General features: G+C 46.4%; 10 protein-coding genes. 4 read left to right on the top strand and 6 right to left on the bottom strand.

Annotated elements, in window-relative coordinates:
- The first annotated feature begins 546 nt into the window (after positions 1-546).
- The 4 genes from M1L52_RS07925 (at position 547) to M1L52_RS07910 (ending at position 10,185) form a co-directional block, all read left to right on the top strand.
- Positions 547-5,688 carry a CotH kinase family protein gene (locus M1L52_RS07925; RefSeq protein WP_248614388.1) on the top strand — a complete coding sequence of 1,714 codons (5,142 nt, stop codon included), beginning with the start codon at positions 547-549 and terminating at the stop codon, positions 5,686-5,688.
- Between the two features lie 1,352 nt (positions 5,689-7,040).
- Positions 7,041-8,120, top strand: a complete 1,080-nt coding sequence (locus M1L52_RS07920) for a glycoside hydrolase family 43 protein (protein ID WP_248614594.1) — start codon at positions 7,041-7,043, stop codon at positions 8,118-8,120.
- Between the two features lie 254 nt (positions 8,121-8,374).
- Complete coding sequence (locus M1L52_RS07915) at positions 8,375-9,427, top strand: energy transducer TonB (RefSeq protein WP_248614387.1); 1,053 nt, start codon at positions 8,375-8,377, stop codon at positions 9,425-9,427.
- Positions 9,424-10,185, top strand: a complete 762-nt coding sequence (locus M1L52_RS07910; protein ID WP_248614386.1) for a hypothetical protein — start codon at positions 9,424-9,426, stop codon at positions 10,183-10,185. Before M1L52_RS07915 ends, M1L52_RS07910 begins: the two co-directional genes overlap by 4 nt.
- Before the next feature lie 146 nt (positions 10,186-10,331).
- On the opposite strand, the gene M1L52_RS07905 is transcribed toward M1L52_RS07910, so the two are convergent.
- The 6 genes from M1L52_RS07905 to M1L52_RS07880 form a co-directional block, all read right to left on the bottom strand.
- Positions 10,332-13,280, bottom strand: coding sequence for a DNA methyltransferase (locus M1L52_RS07905; protein ID WP_248614385.1), 2,949 nt, complete (start codon positions 13,278-13,280; stop codon positions 10,332-10,334).
- Positions 13,281-13,399: 119 nt separating this feature from the next.
- Complete coding sequence (locus M1L52_RS07900) at positions 13,400-14,440, bottom strand: type I phosphomannose isomerase catalytic subunit (RefSeq protein ID WP_248614383.1); 1,041 nt, start codon at positions 14,438-14,440, stop codon at positions 13,400-13,402.
- A 34-nt stretch (positions 14,441-14,474) separates the two neighbouring features.
- Positions 14,475-15,788 carry a UDP-glucose dehydrogenase family protein gene (locus M1L52_RS07895; protein ID WP_248614381.1) on the bottom strand — a complete coding sequence of 438 codons (1,314 nt, stop codon included), beginning with the start codon at positions 15,786-15,788 and terminating at the stop codon, positions 14,475-14,477.
- A 237-nt stretch (positions 15,789-16,025) separates the two neighbouring features.
- On the bottom strand, positions 16,026-16,454 hold the full coding sequence (locus M1L52_RS07890; RefSeq protein WP_248614593.1) for an Hsp20/alpha crystallin family protein: 429 nt from the start codon (positions 16,452-16,454) through the stop codon (positions 16,026-16,028).
- 204 nt (positions 16,455-16,658) lie between these two features.
- The gene (gene mfd / locus M1L52_RS07885) at positions 16,659-20,138 is read right to left on the bottom strand and encodes a transcription-repair coupling factor (RefSeq protein ID WP_248614379.1); all 3,480 of its coding nucleotides are present in this window, start codon (positions 20,136-20,138) and stop codon (positions 16,659-16,661) included.
- A gap of 11 nt (positions 20,139-20,149) precedes the next feature.
- Positions 20,150-20,767 (bottom strand): riboflavin synthase, encoded by a 618-nt coding sequence (locus M1L52_RS07880; protein WP_248614378.1) that lies wholly within the window; start codon positions 20,765-20,767, stop codon positions 20,150-20,152.
- Positions 20,768-20,962 lie beyond the last annotated feature (195 nt).

Below are 20,962 nucleotides of genomic sequence, written 5' to 3'. Positions count from 1 at the left end.
TCAGGCTGCAAAACCACTATTTCTTTTGGCATTCATCGCTATGCGAAATGTAGCAGTTTGCGGAATAAGAAACTGGAAGTGAACGGAGGGTGAAAGGTACGCCATTCTGCCCCGATTTGCTTAGTCGATTAACCTACATCAGAACCCTAATTTGGGGTTACGATTTGGCAACCTAACTCTTTCTCCAATCCTCCCCAATTTGCATATCCCTGCATTATAGCCGCCCCTTATCAAGGGGTTCTAAATCCCCGTCTTGACTCTATTTCAGGCTGAATTGCGTTAATCTTCCAAAATAGCTTCGCTTTTACAAGCTTTTTGTGTGACTTTGACTCCGTCGAAGTTACTTAGCACTCGGAATAGGAAAGAAAAATAAACTTTTCTTTCGCTCTTCTCTCGTTTTTGTGTAACTTTGCCATCTAAGATGGCGAACTTACTGCATCTCAGCATAAAAAAGATTAAAATCTTTTGTTCTGCACTCGATTTTTTTGTAACTTTGCCCCGATTTTGCGCTAACTAATATTATCAATATAAAAACCATAACACAACATGAGACATCTAAAGCTACTCCTTATCGGTATATTTACTCTGCTCTGCACTGCTAATAGCTATGCTATTATCGTAAATGGAATAAGACAGATGCCGGAGTTTGATACCACTACTTTGAAAGGATTCACAGTAAGCGATAACACTGATGATTTCTATTATCTTTACAACATCAACGCAAAAGCATTCTATTGCAATGGCAATGATTACAACACGCAGTCAAGCGTGAGCAGCAATTACGGACTTGGCGTCATTTTCATTGCCGATGGCGACTACAGCGACACATATCGTTGGTACGACAACTACCAAGGCTGGTGGAGAATGACATTCATCGAAAACACCACTACCATGTATGTTGACTACAACAATCAGGCGAACTATCGCTTTGGCATAGAGAAGACTGGTAACAAGTCGTTCCGCATCTTCGCATCGCCTAACGGCAATCCCGGGTGGAGAAACTGGCAGACAGGAGGAAACTATGTACAGGAGGGTGGACATTATGTAGGCATCGACGCTAATGCACAGAACACCGTTGTATATCCCTTCCTTGACCCGTCAAACCAGAGCTATATTGAATGGGGATTGGTAAATCCTGATGACTACGATGCCTTCAATAATAAACTCGAAATATACTACTTTGCCGAGCACCTGAGAGCATTGATAGAAGAGGCTGAGGGCTATGGGCTTGACGTATCTTCAGAAAAGAACGTCTATCTCAACGAGAACGCCAGCTATAATGACATCTATTATGCTACCGACTCAGTGAATGCGAAGATTATTGATTGGAAGAACAACCAGTCGGCCAATGCCACGCTTGCAAACCCCTATGACATGACCTTCAAGATTGAGAACCCGAACTTCGAGGGCAACAACATCTTGACAGGATGGCTGGGTACAGCTTTTGGTTATGCATCACCAAGGGAGAATGCCGAGCACTACAACAAGACCTACGACACCTATCAGGTTATAAGCGACCTGCCCGCAGGTATCTATGCTGTAGGCGTGAAGGCGTTCTACCGCGCAGGCGACGCAAACAACGCATATACTAACTATCGTGCTGCTAATAACGAGTCACGTTATGCAAAGCTATATGCCTCAAGTGGCAACACCAACAATGAAGAGTCCATCATGTCATCGTGGTCGCCAGAGAATGAAAACAGAGCCTATGTCGGCAGTGAGTCACAGTACTATGACAATAGTCTCAAAAAGACATTCTACTGTCCTAACGACATGATTGCAGCCGAGCATTACATGCACAGCTTAGGTTTCTATGACAACACAGTACTTATACCTGTTGACGATAGCGGAGAGCTGATCATCGGTGTACGCAAGGACTACACCAACGACAGCGACTGGTCAATCTTCGATGACTTCAGCCTCACATACTACGGCAACGGCAAAGATGCCAAAGACTATTACAACAGCGTCTATGTAGCCGTAACACAGCTCACGCTCAATACAAGCAAGACAACTCTCACCGTTGGCGAGACAACCCAGATTACAGCAACGATACGCCCGACCAACGCGAAGAACAAGGTACTCAACTGGACATCAAGCAATCCTCAGGTGGCAACAGTTGACCAGACGGGGCTTGTCACAGCTTGCGGAGCAGGAAAAGCTACCATCAGCGCCACTACCACCGACGGCTCAAATATCACCAAGAGCATAACCATTACTGCCGTCTCATCAACCATTGCCGTGGGTGATCTCGCCATCAACGAGATTATGGCGTCAAACATCGATGAGTTCGTTAGTCCTGCCTACAACTACGACGGATGGATTGAGATATATAACACATCAGCAAAGAGCATCTCACTTGTAGGTCTGTTCGTCAGCGATGATGCCACGAACCTCAGAAAGTGGCAGATGCCAGTAGAGGCCGGTTCAGTAAGTGCCCATGGCTTTAAGACCATCTGGTTCGACAGCAATAACATAGCTGTGAAGAACGCTCCATTCAAGCTCGACACCGATGGAGGCACCATCTACATAAGCAACAGCGACGGAACGCTTCTTGCCAGTCAGACCTACCCTGCATCAATGGAGCGCATCAGCTATGCACGCAAGACAGACGGCACTGGTGAATGGGGCAACGCATTCAAGGCCACGCCTGGTGCGACAAACGCTACAAGCACCTTTGCCACAACACAGCTTTCGGCACCTGTCGTTGACCAGCCTTCTCAGCTGTTCACATCGCCGCTGAGCATCAACGTCACGGTGCCCGACGGTTGCTGGCTAGCATTTACTACCGATGGCTCAGTACCAACGATGGAAGGTCCTGTCGTCAATAAGGGACAGTTTGGATGTAGTACTACTACAGTCTACCGTTTCCGTCTTTTTGCCGAGGGCAAGCTACCATCGCCAGTGGTCACGCGCTCTTATATCTTCCGCGACAAAGACTACTACCTGCCAATCGTGTCGGTAGTAGGACAAGACAGAGACCTCTACGGTCAGGAGATGGGCGTGCTCGTTCAGGGTAGCGGCAACGGCCGTCCCGGCAACGGACAGTCACAGGCATGCAACTGGAACATGGACTGGGAGCGTCCTGTGAACTTCTCTTATATTGATGCTAACGGCGAGATGGTGCTCAACCAGGATGTTGACCTTGAGATGTGTGGCGGATGGAGCCGTGCTTGGTCTCCTCACGCATTCAAGCTGAAAGGCAGCAAGGAGCTGGGTGGCAACAAGAACCTGCCTTACTCTTTCTTTGAAGAGAAGCCTTACATTCGTAACCGCACACTTCAGATTCGTAACGGAGGTAACGACACACAGGCTCGTTTCCGCGACCCAGCCCTGCAGCAGATTGTGCACACATCAGGCATAGACATTGATTATCAGAGCTACCAGCCAGTACATGAATTCATAAATGGCAGATACATAGGTGTTCTGAATGTGCGCGAGCCAAACAACAAGCACTATGTCTATGCGAACTACGGCTGGGGTGACGATGAGATAGACCAGTTCGAGATGTCGCCCGACTCTGGCTATGTACAGAAATGCGGCACACCCGACGTTTACAACCAGCTGGTAGATATTCTCTCGCCCGACGCTGCCAATAGCGAGACCTATAAAGAGATCTGCAGCATGGTTGACATCGACGAATATGCAAACTACATGGCTGCACAGCTCTATCTCGGCAACTGGGACTGGCCACAGAACAACGTCAAGGCATTCCGTCATCGTGATGGCGGCAAGTTCCGCTTCGTGATGTTCGACCTCGACGGTTCTTTCAACTCAGACGACCCTATCAATCTTTTCATGGGTAAAGAGCAATACACATTTGACAAGCTCTACCCCACCTCACTCGGACGCATCAGCGCTCAGATACGCTTCGTGACCCTGTTCAAGAACCTACTGCAGAACAGCGACTTCCGCCGTCGCTTTATCGATGCTTACAGCATCATGGGTGGTAGTGTGTTTGAGGCAGAGCGTGCAATAAGTGTTATCAACCAGTTGCAGGAGCGCGTACAGTCTGCCATGAACGCTGATGGTGTTGGCAGCGCGCTGAACTCAACCGCAGATGGTATTCGCAACAACCTCAAGGCACGTCTCACCAAAGCAACAAATGCGCTGAAGAACTACTGGACATTCGGACTCAGCGATAACGACATGCGACGCGTTAACATGAGCAGTGACGTTGAAGGTGCTTTTATACAGGTAAACGATGCTATTATTCCGACTAACTCTTTCAACGGCTACCTTGTTGCGCCTGCTAAGCTGAAAGCCATCGCTCCTGCCGGCTATGAGTTCAAGGGATGGCTGTCACCATCTTTAAACACTCAGACAATATTAAGCAACGGCAGCCAGTGGAGCTACTATGACAAGGGCTCACTCGACGGGGTAAACTGGCAGTCACCATCATACGGCGAGAGCGGATGGAAGAGCGGCAATGCGCCATTAGGCTACAACAATCCGAACATCACAGCTGCTACACAGGTGGACTACGAAACTCAGAAGGCTGTGTTCTATTTCCGCACTAAGGTGAACCTCACTCAGGCCCCTGCTGCTGATGCAACATTCTCACTCGATTACTATGCCGACGACGGCTTTGTGGTCTATGTCAACGGCACAGAGGCAGGACGCTACAACATGCCTGACGGCACACCGTCATACGACACCTTCGCCAACCACTATGCTCACGGCAATCCCGATGAGGGAACATTATCTCTTGACGCAAGCCTCTTCCATAAGGGCAGCAACACCATCGCCGTGGAGGTTCACAACGAGTCACTCCGTTCGTCAGACATCCTTTGGGAAGCATCCATCCGCATGACAGCCACTTCGGCGCAAGACTACTACTCTACCGATGCCGAGATAGCACTGCCCGAAGGGGAAAATATCGTCCTAACCGCTTCTTATCGCAACCTCTCGAAGAGCGAGCGTGCAAAGCAGGGCATCAACGCGGTACGCATCAACGAGGTGAGCGGCTCTAACGACAGTTACATCAATGAATATCAGAAGAAGAGCGACTGGGTAGAGCTATACAACACCACCGACGAGGCTGTTGACATAGAAGGCATGTACCTCACCGACGACTTGTCAAATCCGGAGAAGTGCAAGCTAAGCAAAGGCAACACCAACGCAAAAACTATTATTCCTGCTCACGGTCACCTCATCATCTGGTGTGACAAGCAGCCTACCACCGACCAGGCTCTCCACGCATCGTTTAAGATTTCTGGCGACGGAGGCGTACTTGCACTAAAGGCAGCCAACAAACAGTGGACCGACGTGCTCTATTATGGAGCACACGATGCAAACACCACCGTAGGTCGCTATCCTGACGGTGCTGCCGACATCTATTCAATGAACGTAACAACCATTGCCAAGCCAAACATCATGAGCAGCTATGCAGAGCTCACCAATCAGGAAGAGCTGAAGAAGGCTACCTCTGTTGAGCACACCTTCATCGCTGCTGCCAACGGCTTCCGCATACGCTACGGAGCACAGCAGTTGCTTGTTAAGAATGAGGACGACGGCATTGCCACCATTGACATCTACACCACCGACGGCCGTCTAGTAGAGCATACCGCTACAATGGTCAAGGGCGGTTCAGCCCTCGTCAGTGTGGCTCATCTGCCTCAAGGCTTCTACGTGGCACGTGCCACCGATGCTGAAGGTAACCGTGTAGGATGCAAGTTCATGAAGTAATAAGAGGTCATTCCAACAGACAAAGAAAAAGAGACTGTCGCAAAAAGCCGATAAAACAAACTGGAACAACTAAATCTGCGACACAGATTTAATAAACTGCGTCATAGATTTATTAATCTGCGTCACGGATTACTTAATCTGCGACGCAGATTTAATTATTTCTGTCAGTTTTACACAAAATGTACGGTTCTTTTTGAGTATTCATCAACCTCATCTGTTTATTTTGTCGAATGTTTTTATCATTTTCTGCCAATGTTAAAGGAAAGGAGAGTATTCACTATCCGAATATCGGAAATAATGCTTATCTTTGTTGCATGAAACTAAAACGATTATTACTATCACTTCTTTGTAGCATCGTGCTTGTGTCCGCTATGCCGACGATGGCTAAGCAGAAGTGTGCGCTCACCGAGAAGGACATGGGCGCCTATCTCTTCACTTATTTCACAGACCCTACCCACTCGCTGTTCATGGCCATCAGCTATGACGGCTACAACTTCACACCAGTGAATAATGGCGAGCCCATCATTGCCGGTGACAGCATAGCAGAGCAAAACGGCATACGCGATCCGCACATCTACCGTGCACCCAATGGGAAGTTCTATATTGCCATGACCGACCTGCATGTCTTTGGCAAGCAGAAAGGACTACGCACCACACAGTGGGAACGTCCCGACAGATACGGTTGGGGCAACAACCGAGGACTGGTGCTGATGGCTTCCGACGACCTTATCCACTGGACCCACCACGTGGCACGCATTGACAAGCTCTTCCCAGAGAAGTTCGGAGAGATTGGTTGTGCATGGGCACCCCAGACCATCTGGGATCCTGCAGTGGGAAAGCCCATGGTCTATTTCACCATCCGTGAGAAGGCTGGAGAACGTACGAAGATGTACTACAGCTATGCCGATGAAGCCTTCACCACACTGGAGACCGAGCCACAGTTGCTCTTTGAGTATCCCGACAACAAGATACAAGTGCTCGATGCTGATATTTGTCCCATGCCCGACGGCCGCTACTTCATGACCTATGTTTCGCAAGAAAACCCTGGCGGCATAAAGTATATGATAAGTGACCGCATCAACCACTTTGACGACTATCATGCAGAGCAGATTGACGATGAGCGAAGTGACTGCGAGGCTCCCAATGTGTGGAAACGCATCGGAGAGAAGAAATGGGTGGTGATGTACGATGTCTATAGTGTTCATCCTCATAACTTCGGCTTCGTGGAGACCACCGACTTCAAGACATTCAAACCACTTGGCAGATTCAATGAGGGTGTGATGAAGATAAAAGGCGTGGTATCACCAAAACATGGTTCGGTGATTCATATCACAAAGGCTGAAGCCAAGCGATTGGAAAACTATTGGAACAAGCAACAACAAAAACCGCACACTCTTCGCAATGGCGGATTGTGGCGCGACGAGAGTGGTCGGCACATCAACGCACATGGTGGTGGCATCATGAAATATGGCGACACCTACTATTGGTTTGGCGAGCATAAGGACGACCATACCAGCAATGCTATGGTGGGCGTGATGTGCTATGCCTCGAAAGACCTGATGAACTGGCGCAACTGTGGTGTGGCGCTGAGCGTCACCGATGAGCGTGGCCACGACATAGAGCGCGGCTGCATACTGGAGCGTCCGAAGGTTATATATAATAAGGTGACAGGGAAGTTCTGCATGTGGTTCCATCTCGAACTGAAAGGAAGGGGATACAACGCAGCCCGCTATGGTGTGGCTGTAGCCGACCGTCCGGAAGGACCGTATAAGTTCCTGTATTCCTCAAGGGCTAATGCCGGCACATGGCCCATAGAGTTTGACAAGAAAGCCTGCGCTATAGCCGATACGCTTAACATGGACAATTACAAGAAATGGTGGACACCGTCATGGCGCAAGGCCATTGACAAGGGGCTATTCGTGAAGCGTGATTTTGCTGCTGGTCAGATGTCGCGTGACATGACCCTCTATATCGATGATGATGGCAAAGCCTATCATATATTCGCCTCGGAAGACAACGTGACGCTCCATATTGCGGAACTGACAGCCGACTATCTGCATCACACAGGCCGCTACACTCGTGTGGCATCTGGCGGACAGAACGAGGCACCAGCCATCTTCAAACATGACGGCACCTACTGGATGATTACCTCTGGCTGCACAGGTTGGGAGCCAAACGAGGCCCGCATGTTCTCTGCGCCCAGCATATGGGGCCCTTGGACACAGCATCCCAACCCCTGCCGCGGACCAAAGGCCGAGAAGACCTTCAATGGTCAGAGTACCTTTGTGCTCACCCTTGAGGATGGCCGTCATATCTTCATGGCCGACATCTGGCGTCCTCGTCATCCACGTGACGCCCGTTATATTTGGATTCCCATAGAGTTTGAAGACAACAAACCTGTTATCCGCTGGCGCGATGAAGTTACGTTCTAAAAAAACAGTCAACACAAAGACTGCTTGGGCTACGGCATTTTGACCGTAGCCTATTTTTTGACAAATCTAGGTCTTAACAAAACATTTTACAACATAATTTGGATATAATAAAAAAGTTTTATACTTTTGCGATAGGAAATAATAACATAATATTAAGGAAAATGAATAACAAGAGAATAAACAGACTAATTATGGTTTTCTTCCTGCTCTTTAGTACTATTGTTTTCAGTAACAAATGCATAGCACAAGAGCAATTGAAGAAGGAACTAAAGTCAATCTACATTGAGAAAAATGCCAAGTTAAGAAAAGACTATTACAAAGTAATATATAAATTTAATTACCACAACCAGTATCCAGAACTTGAGAAAGCATGTGTGAAGATGCTCTTCAACTCTGATTGTACTACCCTTGAAGAAGCGATGCAGAGAAACCTGGATACTTTTGACAAGATTATTGAGCCTGCCAATAGCAAAACATCATTGACAAACATCTACGAATTAGCATTCTTGAATGGGGTTGAAGGACGCTATCTCTGTTATTTCGCTATTTCGAACAGAATGGTTTCTGTAGGGCAAAAAGTTGTTAGGAACACAAAGACTCGAAACTTTGTCTATGACATCAAGCGAGCAAAGGTGTTGGAGCTTACAGATATCTTTGTGCCCGCAAAGGTCAATGAAATAAAAGCCATCATAGGTGACAAGTGGCCACAAATTAATATTGATGACAAGAGTATCGTCATCGGATATAAAGTGAATGGCAAGATGAATGAAATGGAACTCGACTACGTATCACATGTAAATGCTTTTACTCCAGAGTTCAAACAGCTTGTTGAATGGGAGAAGGTTATGCGCAACAAACAGCAACAGTATATCAGTCAACAGGTACTTGGAGCAAACCGCATAGTTAAACAAAGTGAGAAATTCCATAACACTAATCAATGGCAAGTAATAACAGGAATTAAGGTTTTCGATGTTGTAGAGCAGATGCCAGAGTTCCCAGGAGGTGCAGCAGCCATGATGAGTTGGTTGAGCCGTAATATCAGATATCCTTCTATTGCTGAGGAAAATGGCATTCAGGGACGCGTGGTATGCACGTTCGTTGTAGAACGTGACGGATCTATTACCGATATACAGGTTGCACGTTCAGTAGATCCGTCTCTTGACAAAGAGGCTATCCGAGTACTTAAACTAATGCCAAAATGGAGCCCTGGAAGGCAGAACGGTGCGCCTGTCAGAGTGAAATACACTGTCCCTGTAACATTCCGATTAATTGTAGACAATACCCCCAAAAAAATAATAAGAAGATGAAAAGCATTATTATAAAAAGCCTGTTAGCCACAGTGCTAATTACGATTGCCTGTACAGCTCATGCGCAAAACAATCTCAAAGCTTTGATAGATTCTGTCAAGTCATCTATCCCAAAGACCTTGCCCAACAAGGCAATACTAACTGGTTTCGACATTAAAGACAAACAAGCTACTGCCACATTTATGTTAAAAGACAATGTGGAAGAGAGCGTGGAAAAATTGTCCTCTAATAAGTTCAATTCATCGAATGTTGCTCAGCTTCTTGTCATTCAAGGCTATTCCTTACCGAAATCTCTTCTTGATGAGCTTAGCAAGGAAGGCATCAATCTGCAGGTTGTAATGCGTGGTGAGAATATCAATGGTGACGTTACAAACACCATTTCTGCGCAGAGGCTGTCAGAACTATTGAAAGACGACTCAAGCATCAAAAGTAAGCTATTGCTTGAGACACGCATTGACCTCATAAATATCGACATAAAGAATGCACAAAATGAAGATGCAGAGATTGTGCTCAAAAGTGTGTCACTAAATGATGACGGCTATATTCATGAGATGCAGACCAATAATGATGAAATCTTTGAAATGATTAAAAATGACACGGACTTAGCTAACAAAAACGCATACTACGTAATTAGTGATATACCAATGAGTGAGATACACATTGCGTTGAAAGCTCTAAACAAAGACTTTGTATGGGTCCTTACCAATAGCAATACTGGAGAAAAAATTATCACAAGAATCGCATCAAACAAACTATAGAACAATGTGGGTTCGATGAGAATAACAAATAATCATCGAGCCCACATTATTTAGAAGTATATCAATCAAACCACTATCATTAGTGGGTATGTATAAGAGATTTTCTTGTAAGTACGATTTTGTCTTGATTGGTTATTTCACATAGGTTATTTCTTCGCTATTTTCTTACTCCCGAGCTTTTTTCTCTTCTTAGGCTTAGGAGCTGCAAGTTTTGTACAAACACGCATAAGAATGATTGCAATCTCTTCGTCCGTCATATTAAGATTGATGCCATATTGAGCATAGATGGCTGCTACGGCACGATTATTCTCTTCATGAGCATCTATCAAGTCGTCAGGCATTAGACTTGAGTTATATAGTTGCTCAAAGGTTGAGTTGGCATACTTATTCCTGACATCAAGTATGCGCTGAGTTGCCTGAGTTATAACATATTTCTGTTCTTCAGTGACTGACGGCCATGGGAAATTATTATATACAATTCCTTTGGTGTATCGATAGTCTTCTTTCATCCTTCCACAAACTATCCTCATCCATGCCATGTGAATACGTGACATTAGCACCCCTAATGTAAAAAGTGAGCCATCAGGTATCACTAAAACCAAATTGCTTGCCATATCATTGGGCGCAAGATAACCCATTGGTACATACTGTCTATTCTTTGATGAAACGGAAGGTATAACGATATAATCGCTTTTAGGCATGACTTCTACATGGAAGCGACGTGGTTTCTGATACAATTGTGTTGTCTCATCATAACCTTGTTTCTTCCTATATTCCTGTACCGCTTCAACGCGTTTTCTGGAGAGTGGCATATCTGCCAATTCATTGGGCGAACAGTCGCCAAGCCATAGACAATAGCGAGGGCGACGATTTATGAATTCCTCCGAGCCATACCAAGGATGAAAGTATTTTTCAGAGGCAGGTTCGTTCTTTACGAAATCCCGCATATCATCCTCCCTAAATAGATAGTTTCCATCATCGATTGGTTTGTTACCTGAAACCATCTCTGGAATATTGCTTAATGCTTTTGTCCTATCCCAAACAAACAGATTCTCAGCATTGAGCAGATAGCCATTTATATTGTCTGCAACAATAACATCTTTACCTTCTTCAAAAATCCTGTGAGAAACCGTCCTTTTGCGTTTGTTTAAGTAGAATCCCACAATGACACAGAAAACCTGAGCCATTTTGTCTGCTTCATTGTACCATTTGAACGATCGCCACGCAAATAGTATTTGAAGATTATAATGAGACATTAGCGGATACCATAAGGGGGCTTCCAAATCTCCCTGAACAATACTATTAGTAGAAACGAAAGCCGCAGTGGTATTCTTCTTGCCTTCCATGTATTCTGCAGCTTTTGCATACCATGCACAAACGAAGTCAAGTTTGCCCTGTTTATCCCATAGTTTATTTCCATCAGGAAGACGGCTTGGCATAGCATGTCGAAGACTTACTTTCTGCTCATCGTTCATCTTCTTTGCACCTTGGAATGGTGGATTACCTATAATATAGGTCTCTGTAGTTGACTTGCGCTTCAGCACTTCGTTCCAATCTACGATCAACGCATCTGCCTGAATCACATTGGTATTCTTTTCCAATGGCAGTGGGTCTATGTTGCAATGCAACACCTTTTTAGTCTCCTGTATCAATTGACATTCGGCAATCCACAGCGAAGCACGAGCAACTGAGGCTGCAAAATGGTCAATCTCAATACCGAAGAATTGACCCATGCGAACCTTGCAAGGGTCTTGATTCTCCATAATGGCATCGTGGCGGAACTCAAGCTCACTTTCTATGGCTAACAATTCAAGAGTGTGCAGAGATTTGTAGGTTTCGGTCAAGAAGTTGCCACTTCCGCAAGCAGGATCGAGGAATCGCATAGAAGACAATCGGTCTCGGAAAGCCTCAAGCTTAGCGTACTTTACATCCTTCTGGCCTTTGGTATCGATTGGTAAGGCAATAATGTGCTCAAGTTCTTCCTTCAAGTCATCCATAAACAGCGGGTCTATTACCCGATGGATGTTTGAAGGGGTTGTGTAGTGCATACCGCCTGATTCACGCACCTCGCTGTCTACAGTACTTTCAAAGATGCAGCCGAAGTTGGTGGGTGAAATCTCACTCCAGTCAAAAGTCTCATCAGTGTCCTTCAACTTCAAGTCCCAAGCACTTTTTAATATATCGAAAGCTGCTTTGTTGATGGCAGGTGTTTCGTATAGATCAGCATTGTTGAAGAGGCCACCATCCACATATGGGAACTGCTGAACTTCCACATCAGCAAGTTTGTAATACTCACGGCGTTTAGGGTCGGTCATGTCGAGCCAAAAGAACAGCGCATCGAATTTCTTGCTAAGGTCTTTGGCATTAAACTTATCTAAGAATGTACGGAACTGACCGTCATCGAAGATACCAGCATCTTCTGCAAACAAGCAGAATACAATGCGGACACAGAACATATTCAATGATTGTAGTTCGTTCTTAGTCCACTCTTTCTTGCTTGCATAAATGGTATCATAAAGATTACGAATGAATTCACTGGCAGTACTCGAAACACGCTCTTCACGCTTTTCGTCTACAAAACCTTCTGGACGGTATGGTTCAATCAAGAATTTCAATTCGCGCCAGCGTAACGGCAACTCCTCAAGAAGAATCCTACGCTGAGGTGCATTTTTATGATAGCTGTCCCAAATGCGGAACTCTTTAAAGTTACAGGCAATTACGTAACGACCTTGGTCTGGCGTGTCCAAATTATTATAATAGCGAATTGCCTGATCCATCGGAGTAAGTTCCAAAGGATTACCATTTGCATCCTTACCACTCTGTTTCTGTTTCGCATCAAGATTAACGTCATTACTTTTCTGCTCAATGACAACCTTTGATGTTTTAACACGTATATCAATGCGTTTTGTGGTACCCTCAAATTTTACTTTCGATTGGGGTTCAATCTCCTTGCGCGCTTTGGGTACGCCAAATACATCTTCAAGTAGGTCTTCCCAGAACTCTGTGTAGTCCTTGTCTTCCTTGCCTCGGTTCTTCCATTCCGCAACAAACTTCTGTGCGGCCTTCTTTATCTCTGATTGCTTAGGTTTAGCCATTTTCAATTATCAATATATATTTGCAAAGATACGAAGGATTTGTAAATAACAAACATCTTGCTTGAACTTTTACACATTATTAGGAAAAACGAGAACGGTTATATTATTCTACTGCTCCTTTATTTATTAGTGATGTGCAGGAAGCGAGTGACAAGGCTGGAGAGAGAGCGATCCATGTTGTCGATGAATGCGTCGAGGACAATGGAACGAGAGTTCAGAGGAAAGACGTCGTAGTCGGCAATGGAAGCAGGTATCAGGCAACTGTTACCTGCTTTTATTAATACCTCACAGCCAGTTTCACGGATTCGGAGTTTACAGTCGCCCTCGATACACATCATGATAATGAAGCTGTCGTACTTCTTCAGGTTACGATGGAACGGGGCTGTCATCTCTGTCACACGCACGTCGAAATAAGGTGAATCAATAATCTGAACGGCACGGTCGGCCTCATCCTGATAGACTGTGCGATATTCACGCTCCACATGATAGTCTAACGCCTGAGCAGCCAGCTCGGTGTGGAGCTCGCGAGGCTTGCCGTCCATGCCAGGACGGTTATAGTCGAAGATGCGATAGGTGACATCGGACGACTGCTGAACCTCGGCAAGCATTATGCCGCCACAGATGGCATGAACACGTCCGGCTGGAATATAAAAGACATCGCCAGACTTCACCTCATGACGGGCGAGCACATCAGTAATGGTGCCATCGGACACTCGGCGCTGATACTCATCAGGAGTTATCTGGTCTTTGAAGCCGGCATAGAGATAGCTGCCTGGCTCGGCCTTGATGACATACCACATCTCTGACTTGCCCATCTTGCCATGAACGCGGTGTGCCATCTCGTCGTTGGGATGGACCTGTATGCTGAGGTCGCGCTTGGCATCGATGAACTTCACCAATAGTGGCAGCTGGTTGTCATACTGTCTTGCCACAGCTTCGCCAAGGATTTCAACAGGCATCTCGCTGATGACTGAAACGAGATTCCTACCCTTCCAGAAGCCATTGCTCACGATGCTTGTGCTCGATGGCACGGCACTAACCTCCCAACTTTCGCCAATGGGCTCTTCAGTGGGAGTTAATCCTTTATAGGGGCGTAACTGATTGCCGCCCCACACAACGGTGTGGAGATTTGGTTCGAAAAGTAACGGATAGAGTGGCATGTGGAGAGTTGAGAATTGAGAATTGATAAATGAACTATTTCTCGCCTATTCTAGTATATACGAAGCCGTAATCTTCGAGTTCGGCTCGATCGTAGATGTTACGTCCATCGACAACGATGTTTCCGTTCATGACTTTCTGAATGACGTTCCATGACGGCATGCGGAACTGGCGCCACTCTGTCATAAGGGCAAAGACATCGGCACCATCTGCAGCATCATACATATTCTTGCAATAGGTGACACTATCGCCAATGCGACGCTTACACTCGTCCATAGCTACTGGGTCAAAGACACGGATTGTTGCACCATCCTTGAGCAGACGGTCAATAACGACAAGGGCCGGAGCCTCGCGCATATCGTCAGTCTCAGGCTTAAAGCTAAGTCCGATTATGGCAACAGTCTTGCCTTTCACAGAGCCAGCAACCTTTATTATCTTGTCATAGACGACAGACTTCTGTTTCTCGTTGACACGCTCTACAGCCTCGATGACTTCCATGTGATAGCCGGCATCGATGCCAGTATGCATGAGTGCCTTGACATCCTTAGGGAAGCAGCTGCCACCATAGCCACAGCCTGCATAGAGGAACTTAGAGCCAATGCGACTATCCGTGCCTATGCCTTTGCGCACGCTGTCAACATTGGCACCTACGCGCTCACAGAGGTTGGCAATGTCGTTCATGAACGAGATACGAGTGGCAAGCATAGCATTGGCAGCATACTTAGTCATCTCGGCTGAAGGAATGTCCATGAAGATAACACGGAAATTATTGATAAGGAACGGCTTGTAGAGGCGGGTCATCACCTCTTTTGCCTTCTCAGACTCTGTACCCACGACAACACGGTCTGGCGACATAAAGTCCTTGATAGCAGCACCTTCCTTGAGAAACTCTGGGTTGCTGGCAACATCGAAAGGAACATCTACGCCACGCTTCTTCAGTTCTTCCTGAATGACAGCCTTAACCTTCTTGGCTGTTCCCACAGGAACGGTTGACTTAGTGACAAGTATGGTATATTTATTTATGTTCTGACCAAACTGGCGAGCTACTGCCAGCACATATTTGAGGTCTGCGCTACCATCCTCATCTGGAGGCGTGCCTACTGCTGAGAAGACGACCTCTACATCATTAAGAACTTCAGTCAGGTCGGTAGTGAAGCTGAGGCGTTCGAACTCAACATTACGCTTGACAAGCTCTTCCAGTCCCGGCTCATAGATTGGCATGATGCCGTTTTTCAGCTTTTCAATCTTCTGTGCATCGACATCAACACAAGTGACATGAGCACCCATCTCAGCGAAACATGTTCCGCTGACCAATCCTACATAACCTGTTCCTACAATTGCGATATTCATATTATTAGAGTTTTTTTCTTTTCTTACTAAATGCTCGAAGCGTTCTTACCAAACACTCAGAGCGTTCTTACTAAACACTTTTGTTGTTCTTACTAAACTAGTAAAGCGCAAAGGTAAAAAGAAAAACGAACTCTGCAAAATAAAATGAACAAAAAAATGCCAACCCACGGTTTGCGGGTCGGCATCTCTACTCTCTGCCAACGAAAGGCAGAGTCTCCTTTCATCATCTATTTGTGGTTATCCAATCTCAATCTGACGGCTCACCTTCGCCTTCTCTTCTACGATCTTAGGCAGTTCTACAGTCAGCACGCCATTCTCAACACGAGCAGCAATATCTTCCTTCTTTACGTCGTCAGGCAAGATAAGCGTCTGTTCGAACTTAGTGTAAGAGAATTCACGGCGCAGGTAGCGAGAGCTCTTGTCTTCCTCTTTCTGTTCCTGCTTCTTCTCCATCTTGATGATGAGGTTACCCTCGTCGTTGATATGAACGTTGAAGTCTTCCTTCGTCATTCCTGGTGCTGCCAGTTCTACGGTATAGGCCTTATCAGTCTCCTTAACGTTAATAGCAGGTGCTGTGGCATTTGCCTTCGGCATGAAATCAGTGTCAAACAAATCGTTGAATACACTGGGCAGCCAAGCTGCGTTACGTCTCATCATTGGTGTCATCATAATTTTGTCCTCCTAATGTTTATTTTTTTATTGGTTTAACTTGTCGTTTCGTTTGTGAGCTTCTTATCGTCGCTCACTAACAATTATGCAACATCGATGCCAATGTAAAAAAGGCAGACAAATTGACAGACAATACAGACAAAATGACAGAAAGACGATAAAAAAGGCACTATCAGACCACAAGGAAGGCAAACAAAACACTTATCCCAAAATGCCCTGAAGAACCTTAACAGCCTCTTCAACAGTTGGCACTTCGGTAACTATCATAGAGCGCTTACCCTGCTGGTCGCGAAGGTTACAACGACGCACATTGCGCCCGATAAAGTCAAGCACGCGTCCGAAGGCCTCACTCTGATAGAACGGACTGCGGTCATTGCTAACAAAGAACATGAACATGCGTCCCTGCTTAAGCATGATCTTCTCGCAGCCAAGCTTCATGCCCATACGACGAAGACGAACCACCTGCAATAGTTCTTCTGCCACATGAGGGATGGGGCCAAAACGGTCCTTCAGTCTTTCGCGATAGGCATCGAGTTCCTTGTCGTCGCGCATGTTATCGAGTTCGCGATATAGAAGCATTCGTTCGGAGTCGCTCGGCACATACTGGTCAGGGAAATACATCTCAAGGTCAGACTCAAGGGTACAGTCGGAGACAAACAAGACCTCTCCCAGCCTCCCCAAAGGGGAGGAGTCCCATGCAGAACCTGTTTGTGTTTTTTCTCCTGAGACACCAGCGTGCGCTAGCCCCTCCTTCCCTTCGGGGAGGTCGGGAGAGGTCTCATTTCTCAACTCCGCCATAGCCTCATTGAGAATTTTCTGATAGGTCTCGTAACCAAGGTCGGAGATGAAGCCACTTTGTTCAGCGCCAAGAAGATTTCCTGCACCACGGATATCAAGATCCTGCATGGCAATGTTTATTCCTGAGCCCAAGCCACTGAAGCTCTCAAGCGCCTCAAGGCGACAACGCGAGTCTTGAGGAAGGGCCGACAACGGTGGAGCCAGAAGATAGCAGAACGCCTTACGGTTGCCACGTCCCACACGACCTCGCATCTGATGGAGGTCAGAGAGTCCGAAGTTATGAGCACCATTAATAATTATGGTGTTGGCATTTGGAATATCAATACCGTTCTCAACGATTGTTGTGGAGAGCAGCACATCATAGTCATAGTTGGAGAAGTCGAGCACTATACGCTCAAGCTCATCGGGCTTCATCTGTCCATGACCTATCGCCACACGGCAGTCGGGTATATATTTATGTATGACCTCAGCAAGATTAGTTAGGTCGCTGATGCGATTGTTAACGAAATAGACCTGTCCATTGCGTGACATCTCGAAGTTGATGGCATCGACGATAATCTCTGGAGAGAATGTGTGTATCTCCGTCTGAATGGGATAACGGTTTGGGGGCGGTGTCTGTATGACGCTCATGTCGCGTGCACCCATCAGTGAGAACTGGAGTGTTCGAGGTATTGGCGTTGCTGACATCGTGAGTGTGTCAACATTGGTCTTCATATGACGAAGTTTCTCTTTGGCAGAGACACCGAACTTCTGCTCTTCATCGATGATGAGCAAACCTAAATCCTTGAACTTAACATTCTTGCCTACAAGTTTCTGAGTTCCAATGAGTATATCAATCTTTCCTTCTTCAAGTTCCTTAAGCAAGGCCGTGGTCTGCTTAGCCGTACGAGCCCGAGTGATATAATCCACTCGCACAGGCATGTCCTTGAGTCGGCTACTGAACGTACGGAAATGCTGGTAAGCAAGCACCGTCGTAGGAACGAGGACTGCCACCTGTTTGCCATCGACAGCGGCCTTGAATGCCGCACGAACAGCTACCTCAGTCTTGCCAAAACCCACATCGCCACAGACCAGACGATCCATGGGACGCGCCATTTCCATATCGGCCTTAACCTCCTGGGTTGCCTTCAGCTGGTCGGGAGTGTCTTCATAGAGGAACGATGCCTCAAGCTCGTGCTGTAGATATGTGTCATGGCTGAATGCGAAGCCGCGCTGTGTGCGACGCTTTGAGTATAGGCGTATGAGGTCACGTGCAATATCTTTGATGTGCTTCTTCGTGCGCTCCTTAAGACGCTCCCACTGACCTGTACCAAGGAACGACATTCGTGGAGGCTGTCCTGTATCCTGAGCCTTATACTTCGACACTTTATAAAGCGAATGGATGGACACGTAGATAGAGTCGCCATGCTGATACTGAATCTTTATCATCTCCTGGAAGCCAGGAGCATTCTGACTATTCTGAGCACTAGGATTATTCTGAGTAATTGGCATGCGGACAAGACCCATGAACTTGCCTATGCCGTGGTCCACATGTACCACATAGTCGCCAATCTCGAACTGCTGTATCTCTTTCAGCGTCAGCGCAACCTTACCGCCACGCGCTTTATCGCTCTTTAGATTATACTTGTGGAAGCGGTCGAATATCTGATGGTCGGTGAAGCAACAGACTCGAAGGTCTTCATCGACAAAGCCTTCGTGAAGAGTTTTGTTTACGCCATCAATAACAGAGGAAGACACTCTAAGTTCCTTGTCCTCTTCCAATATGGAGTGTAGGCGTTCTATCTGCTTCTGACTGTCGGCCAAAACAAATATCTTATAGCCTTGCAGATGATAGTCTTCTATGGTCTTTGCCAACAGCTCGAAATTCTTGTGGAAGAGTGGCTGAGGCTGTGTGCGGAACGTTATGACAGCACGTCGCACATTACCATCCGAAGAAAGATGAACTGATGTAAACGGCTGGGCATCACGCTCAAACTGAGAAGCAGTGAGAATCTGAGAGTCACGCTGCATCTCGCGCTCTATCTCCTTGCGTTCCATCTCGGTAGCACCTTCCATACGCTCTGTTAATGCCTGCGTAGAGAAGCCTTCACGATAGGTACGCTCTATGACATCGCGCGCGAACATATAATTATTATATACCATCACTGCATCGGATGGCAAGAAGCGAAGGAGCGACTCTTTCTCCTCGACAGTCGATAGCTCAGGAACGATGCTCACCTGCTGGCAACGCTCACGTGAGAGTTGGTCTTCCACCTCGAAGGTGCGGATAGAATCTATATCATCGCCAAAGAAATCTATACGGAATGGATATTCGTGACTGAAAGAGAACACGTCGAGTATGCTACCACGCAATGAGAACTGGCCAGGCTCATAGACATAGTCAACCTCTATGAATCCAAATTCACGCAACTGGCGTACAAGAGCATCCACGCTAACGGTCTGACCTTGCTGAAGATTGAGCATGCGGTCATCAAGCTGCTTCTTATTGATGACCATCTCAGCCAAAGCCTCAGGATGAGTAACAATGAAAAGCGGCTGTTTGGAACGGAGTTTTGTCAAAACCTCAGTACGGAGAATCTCACTTGGGGCATCCTTCTGGGCATATTTTATTGCACGGCGATAGGACGAGGGAAAGAAGAGTGCTCTCTCATCGCCAATCAACTGAGTGAGGTCATGATAGAAATAGCCGGCATCCTCCACATCATTCAGCACAAACACCATTGTACGAGTGTTCTGCTGGGCTATGCTTGCAAAGAAGAGTGCCTTCGAAGAAGCATGCAAACCATCAAGAGCCAGTTGCTGCTGGTTCTTTTGAAGCTGCTTTAGAAATGCCTTTGCCTGAGGCTTGCTGGCATAGAGCGTCAATAACTCCTTAATATCCATTAACCGCGGTACTACAATTGTTGCATGCGTGCAATATACTTACCGATAATATCGAACTCAATATTAACGACTGTGCCAACCTTTATATCACAGAAATTGGTATGCTCAAAAGTATAGGGAATGATTGCAACCTGGAATGTGTCACGCGTAGGACGGCAAACAGTGAGTGAAACGCCATTGACTGTGACAGAACCTTTATCAACAGTAAAATAGCCATGACGGGCCATTTCAGCATCGAAAGCATACTTAAACGTAAAATAAGTTGAGCCATCAGCATCCTGCATGTCAACACATGTGGCTGTCTGATCCACATGTCCCTGGACGATGTGTCCGTCAAGACGGCCATTCATAAGCATAGAACGCTCAACATTGACCTTGTCGCCTACTTTAAGAAGTCCAAGATTCGAACGGTCGAGTGTCTCTTTCATGGCAGTAACAACATAGGAAGCAGGCTTTTCAGCTGTTGCAGGAGAAGTGCTTACCACGGTGAGGCATACGCCATTATGTGCCACGCTCTGATCGATAGAAAGTTCATCGACAAACGAACAAGTGAGAGTGAAATCAATATTTTCCCTATCTTTATCAATAGCCAAGACAGTTGCGAACTCTTCAATAATACCAGAAAACATAACAAAAATATTTTGAAAAGAAAAAAACGGGGACGCACAGGTGATGTGATGAAAACTCCTTTATCACAGGTTGTGGGTGCTCTCCGTCTTTGTAATCCATCGGCATGAAAATGCTACGCTTATTCGGCGCATGGCCCGCCATTGACAAGAGAAGACTGCCCGGTTTTCAAGCGTTAATTGATGAGTATCCCAATC

This window comes from Prevotella sp. E13-27, assembly GCF_023217965.1.
Taxonomy (GTDB): Bacteria; Bacteroidota; Bacteroidia; order Bacteroidales; family Bacteroidaceae; genus Prevotella.
Note: the sequence above shows the minus strand (reverse complement) of the source record. Positions and strands in the feature narration are given on the sequence as shown.

Bases quoted from the DNA above. Each gene is read 5' to 3' on its own strand.
- mfd (WP_248614379.1), bottom strand. From the start codon at position 20,138: ATGGATATTAAGGAGTTATTGACGCTCTATGCCAGCAAGCCTCAGGCA.
- M1L52_RS07895 (WP_248614381.1), bottom strand. From the start codon at position 15,788: ATGAATATCGCAATTGTAGGAACAGGTTATGTAGGATTGGTCAGCGGA.
- M1L52_RS07880 (WP_248614378.1), bottom strand. From the start codon at position 20,767: ATGTTTTCTGGTATTATTGAAGAGTTCGCAACTGTCTTGGCTATTGAT.
- M1L52_RS07890 (WP_248614593.1), bottom strand. From the start codon at position 16,454: ATGACACCAATGATGAGACGTAACGCAGCTTGGCTGCCCAGTGTATTC.
- M1L52_RS07925 (WP_248614388.1), top strand. From the start codon at position 547: ATGAGACATCTAAAGCTACTCCTTATCGGTATATTTACTCTGCTCTGC.
- M1L52_RS07900 (WP_248614383.1), bottom strand. From the start codon at position 14,440: ATGCCACTCTATCCGTTACTTTTCGAACCAAATCTCCACACCGTTGTG.
- M1L52_RS07910 (WP_248614386.1), top strand. From the start codon at position 9,424: ATGAAAAGCATTATTATAAAAAGCCTGTTAGCCACAGTGCTAATTACG.
- M1L52_RS07905 (WP_248614385.1), bottom strand. From the start codon at position 13,280: ATGGCTAAACCTAAGCAATCAGAGATAAAGAAGGCCGCACAGAAGTTT.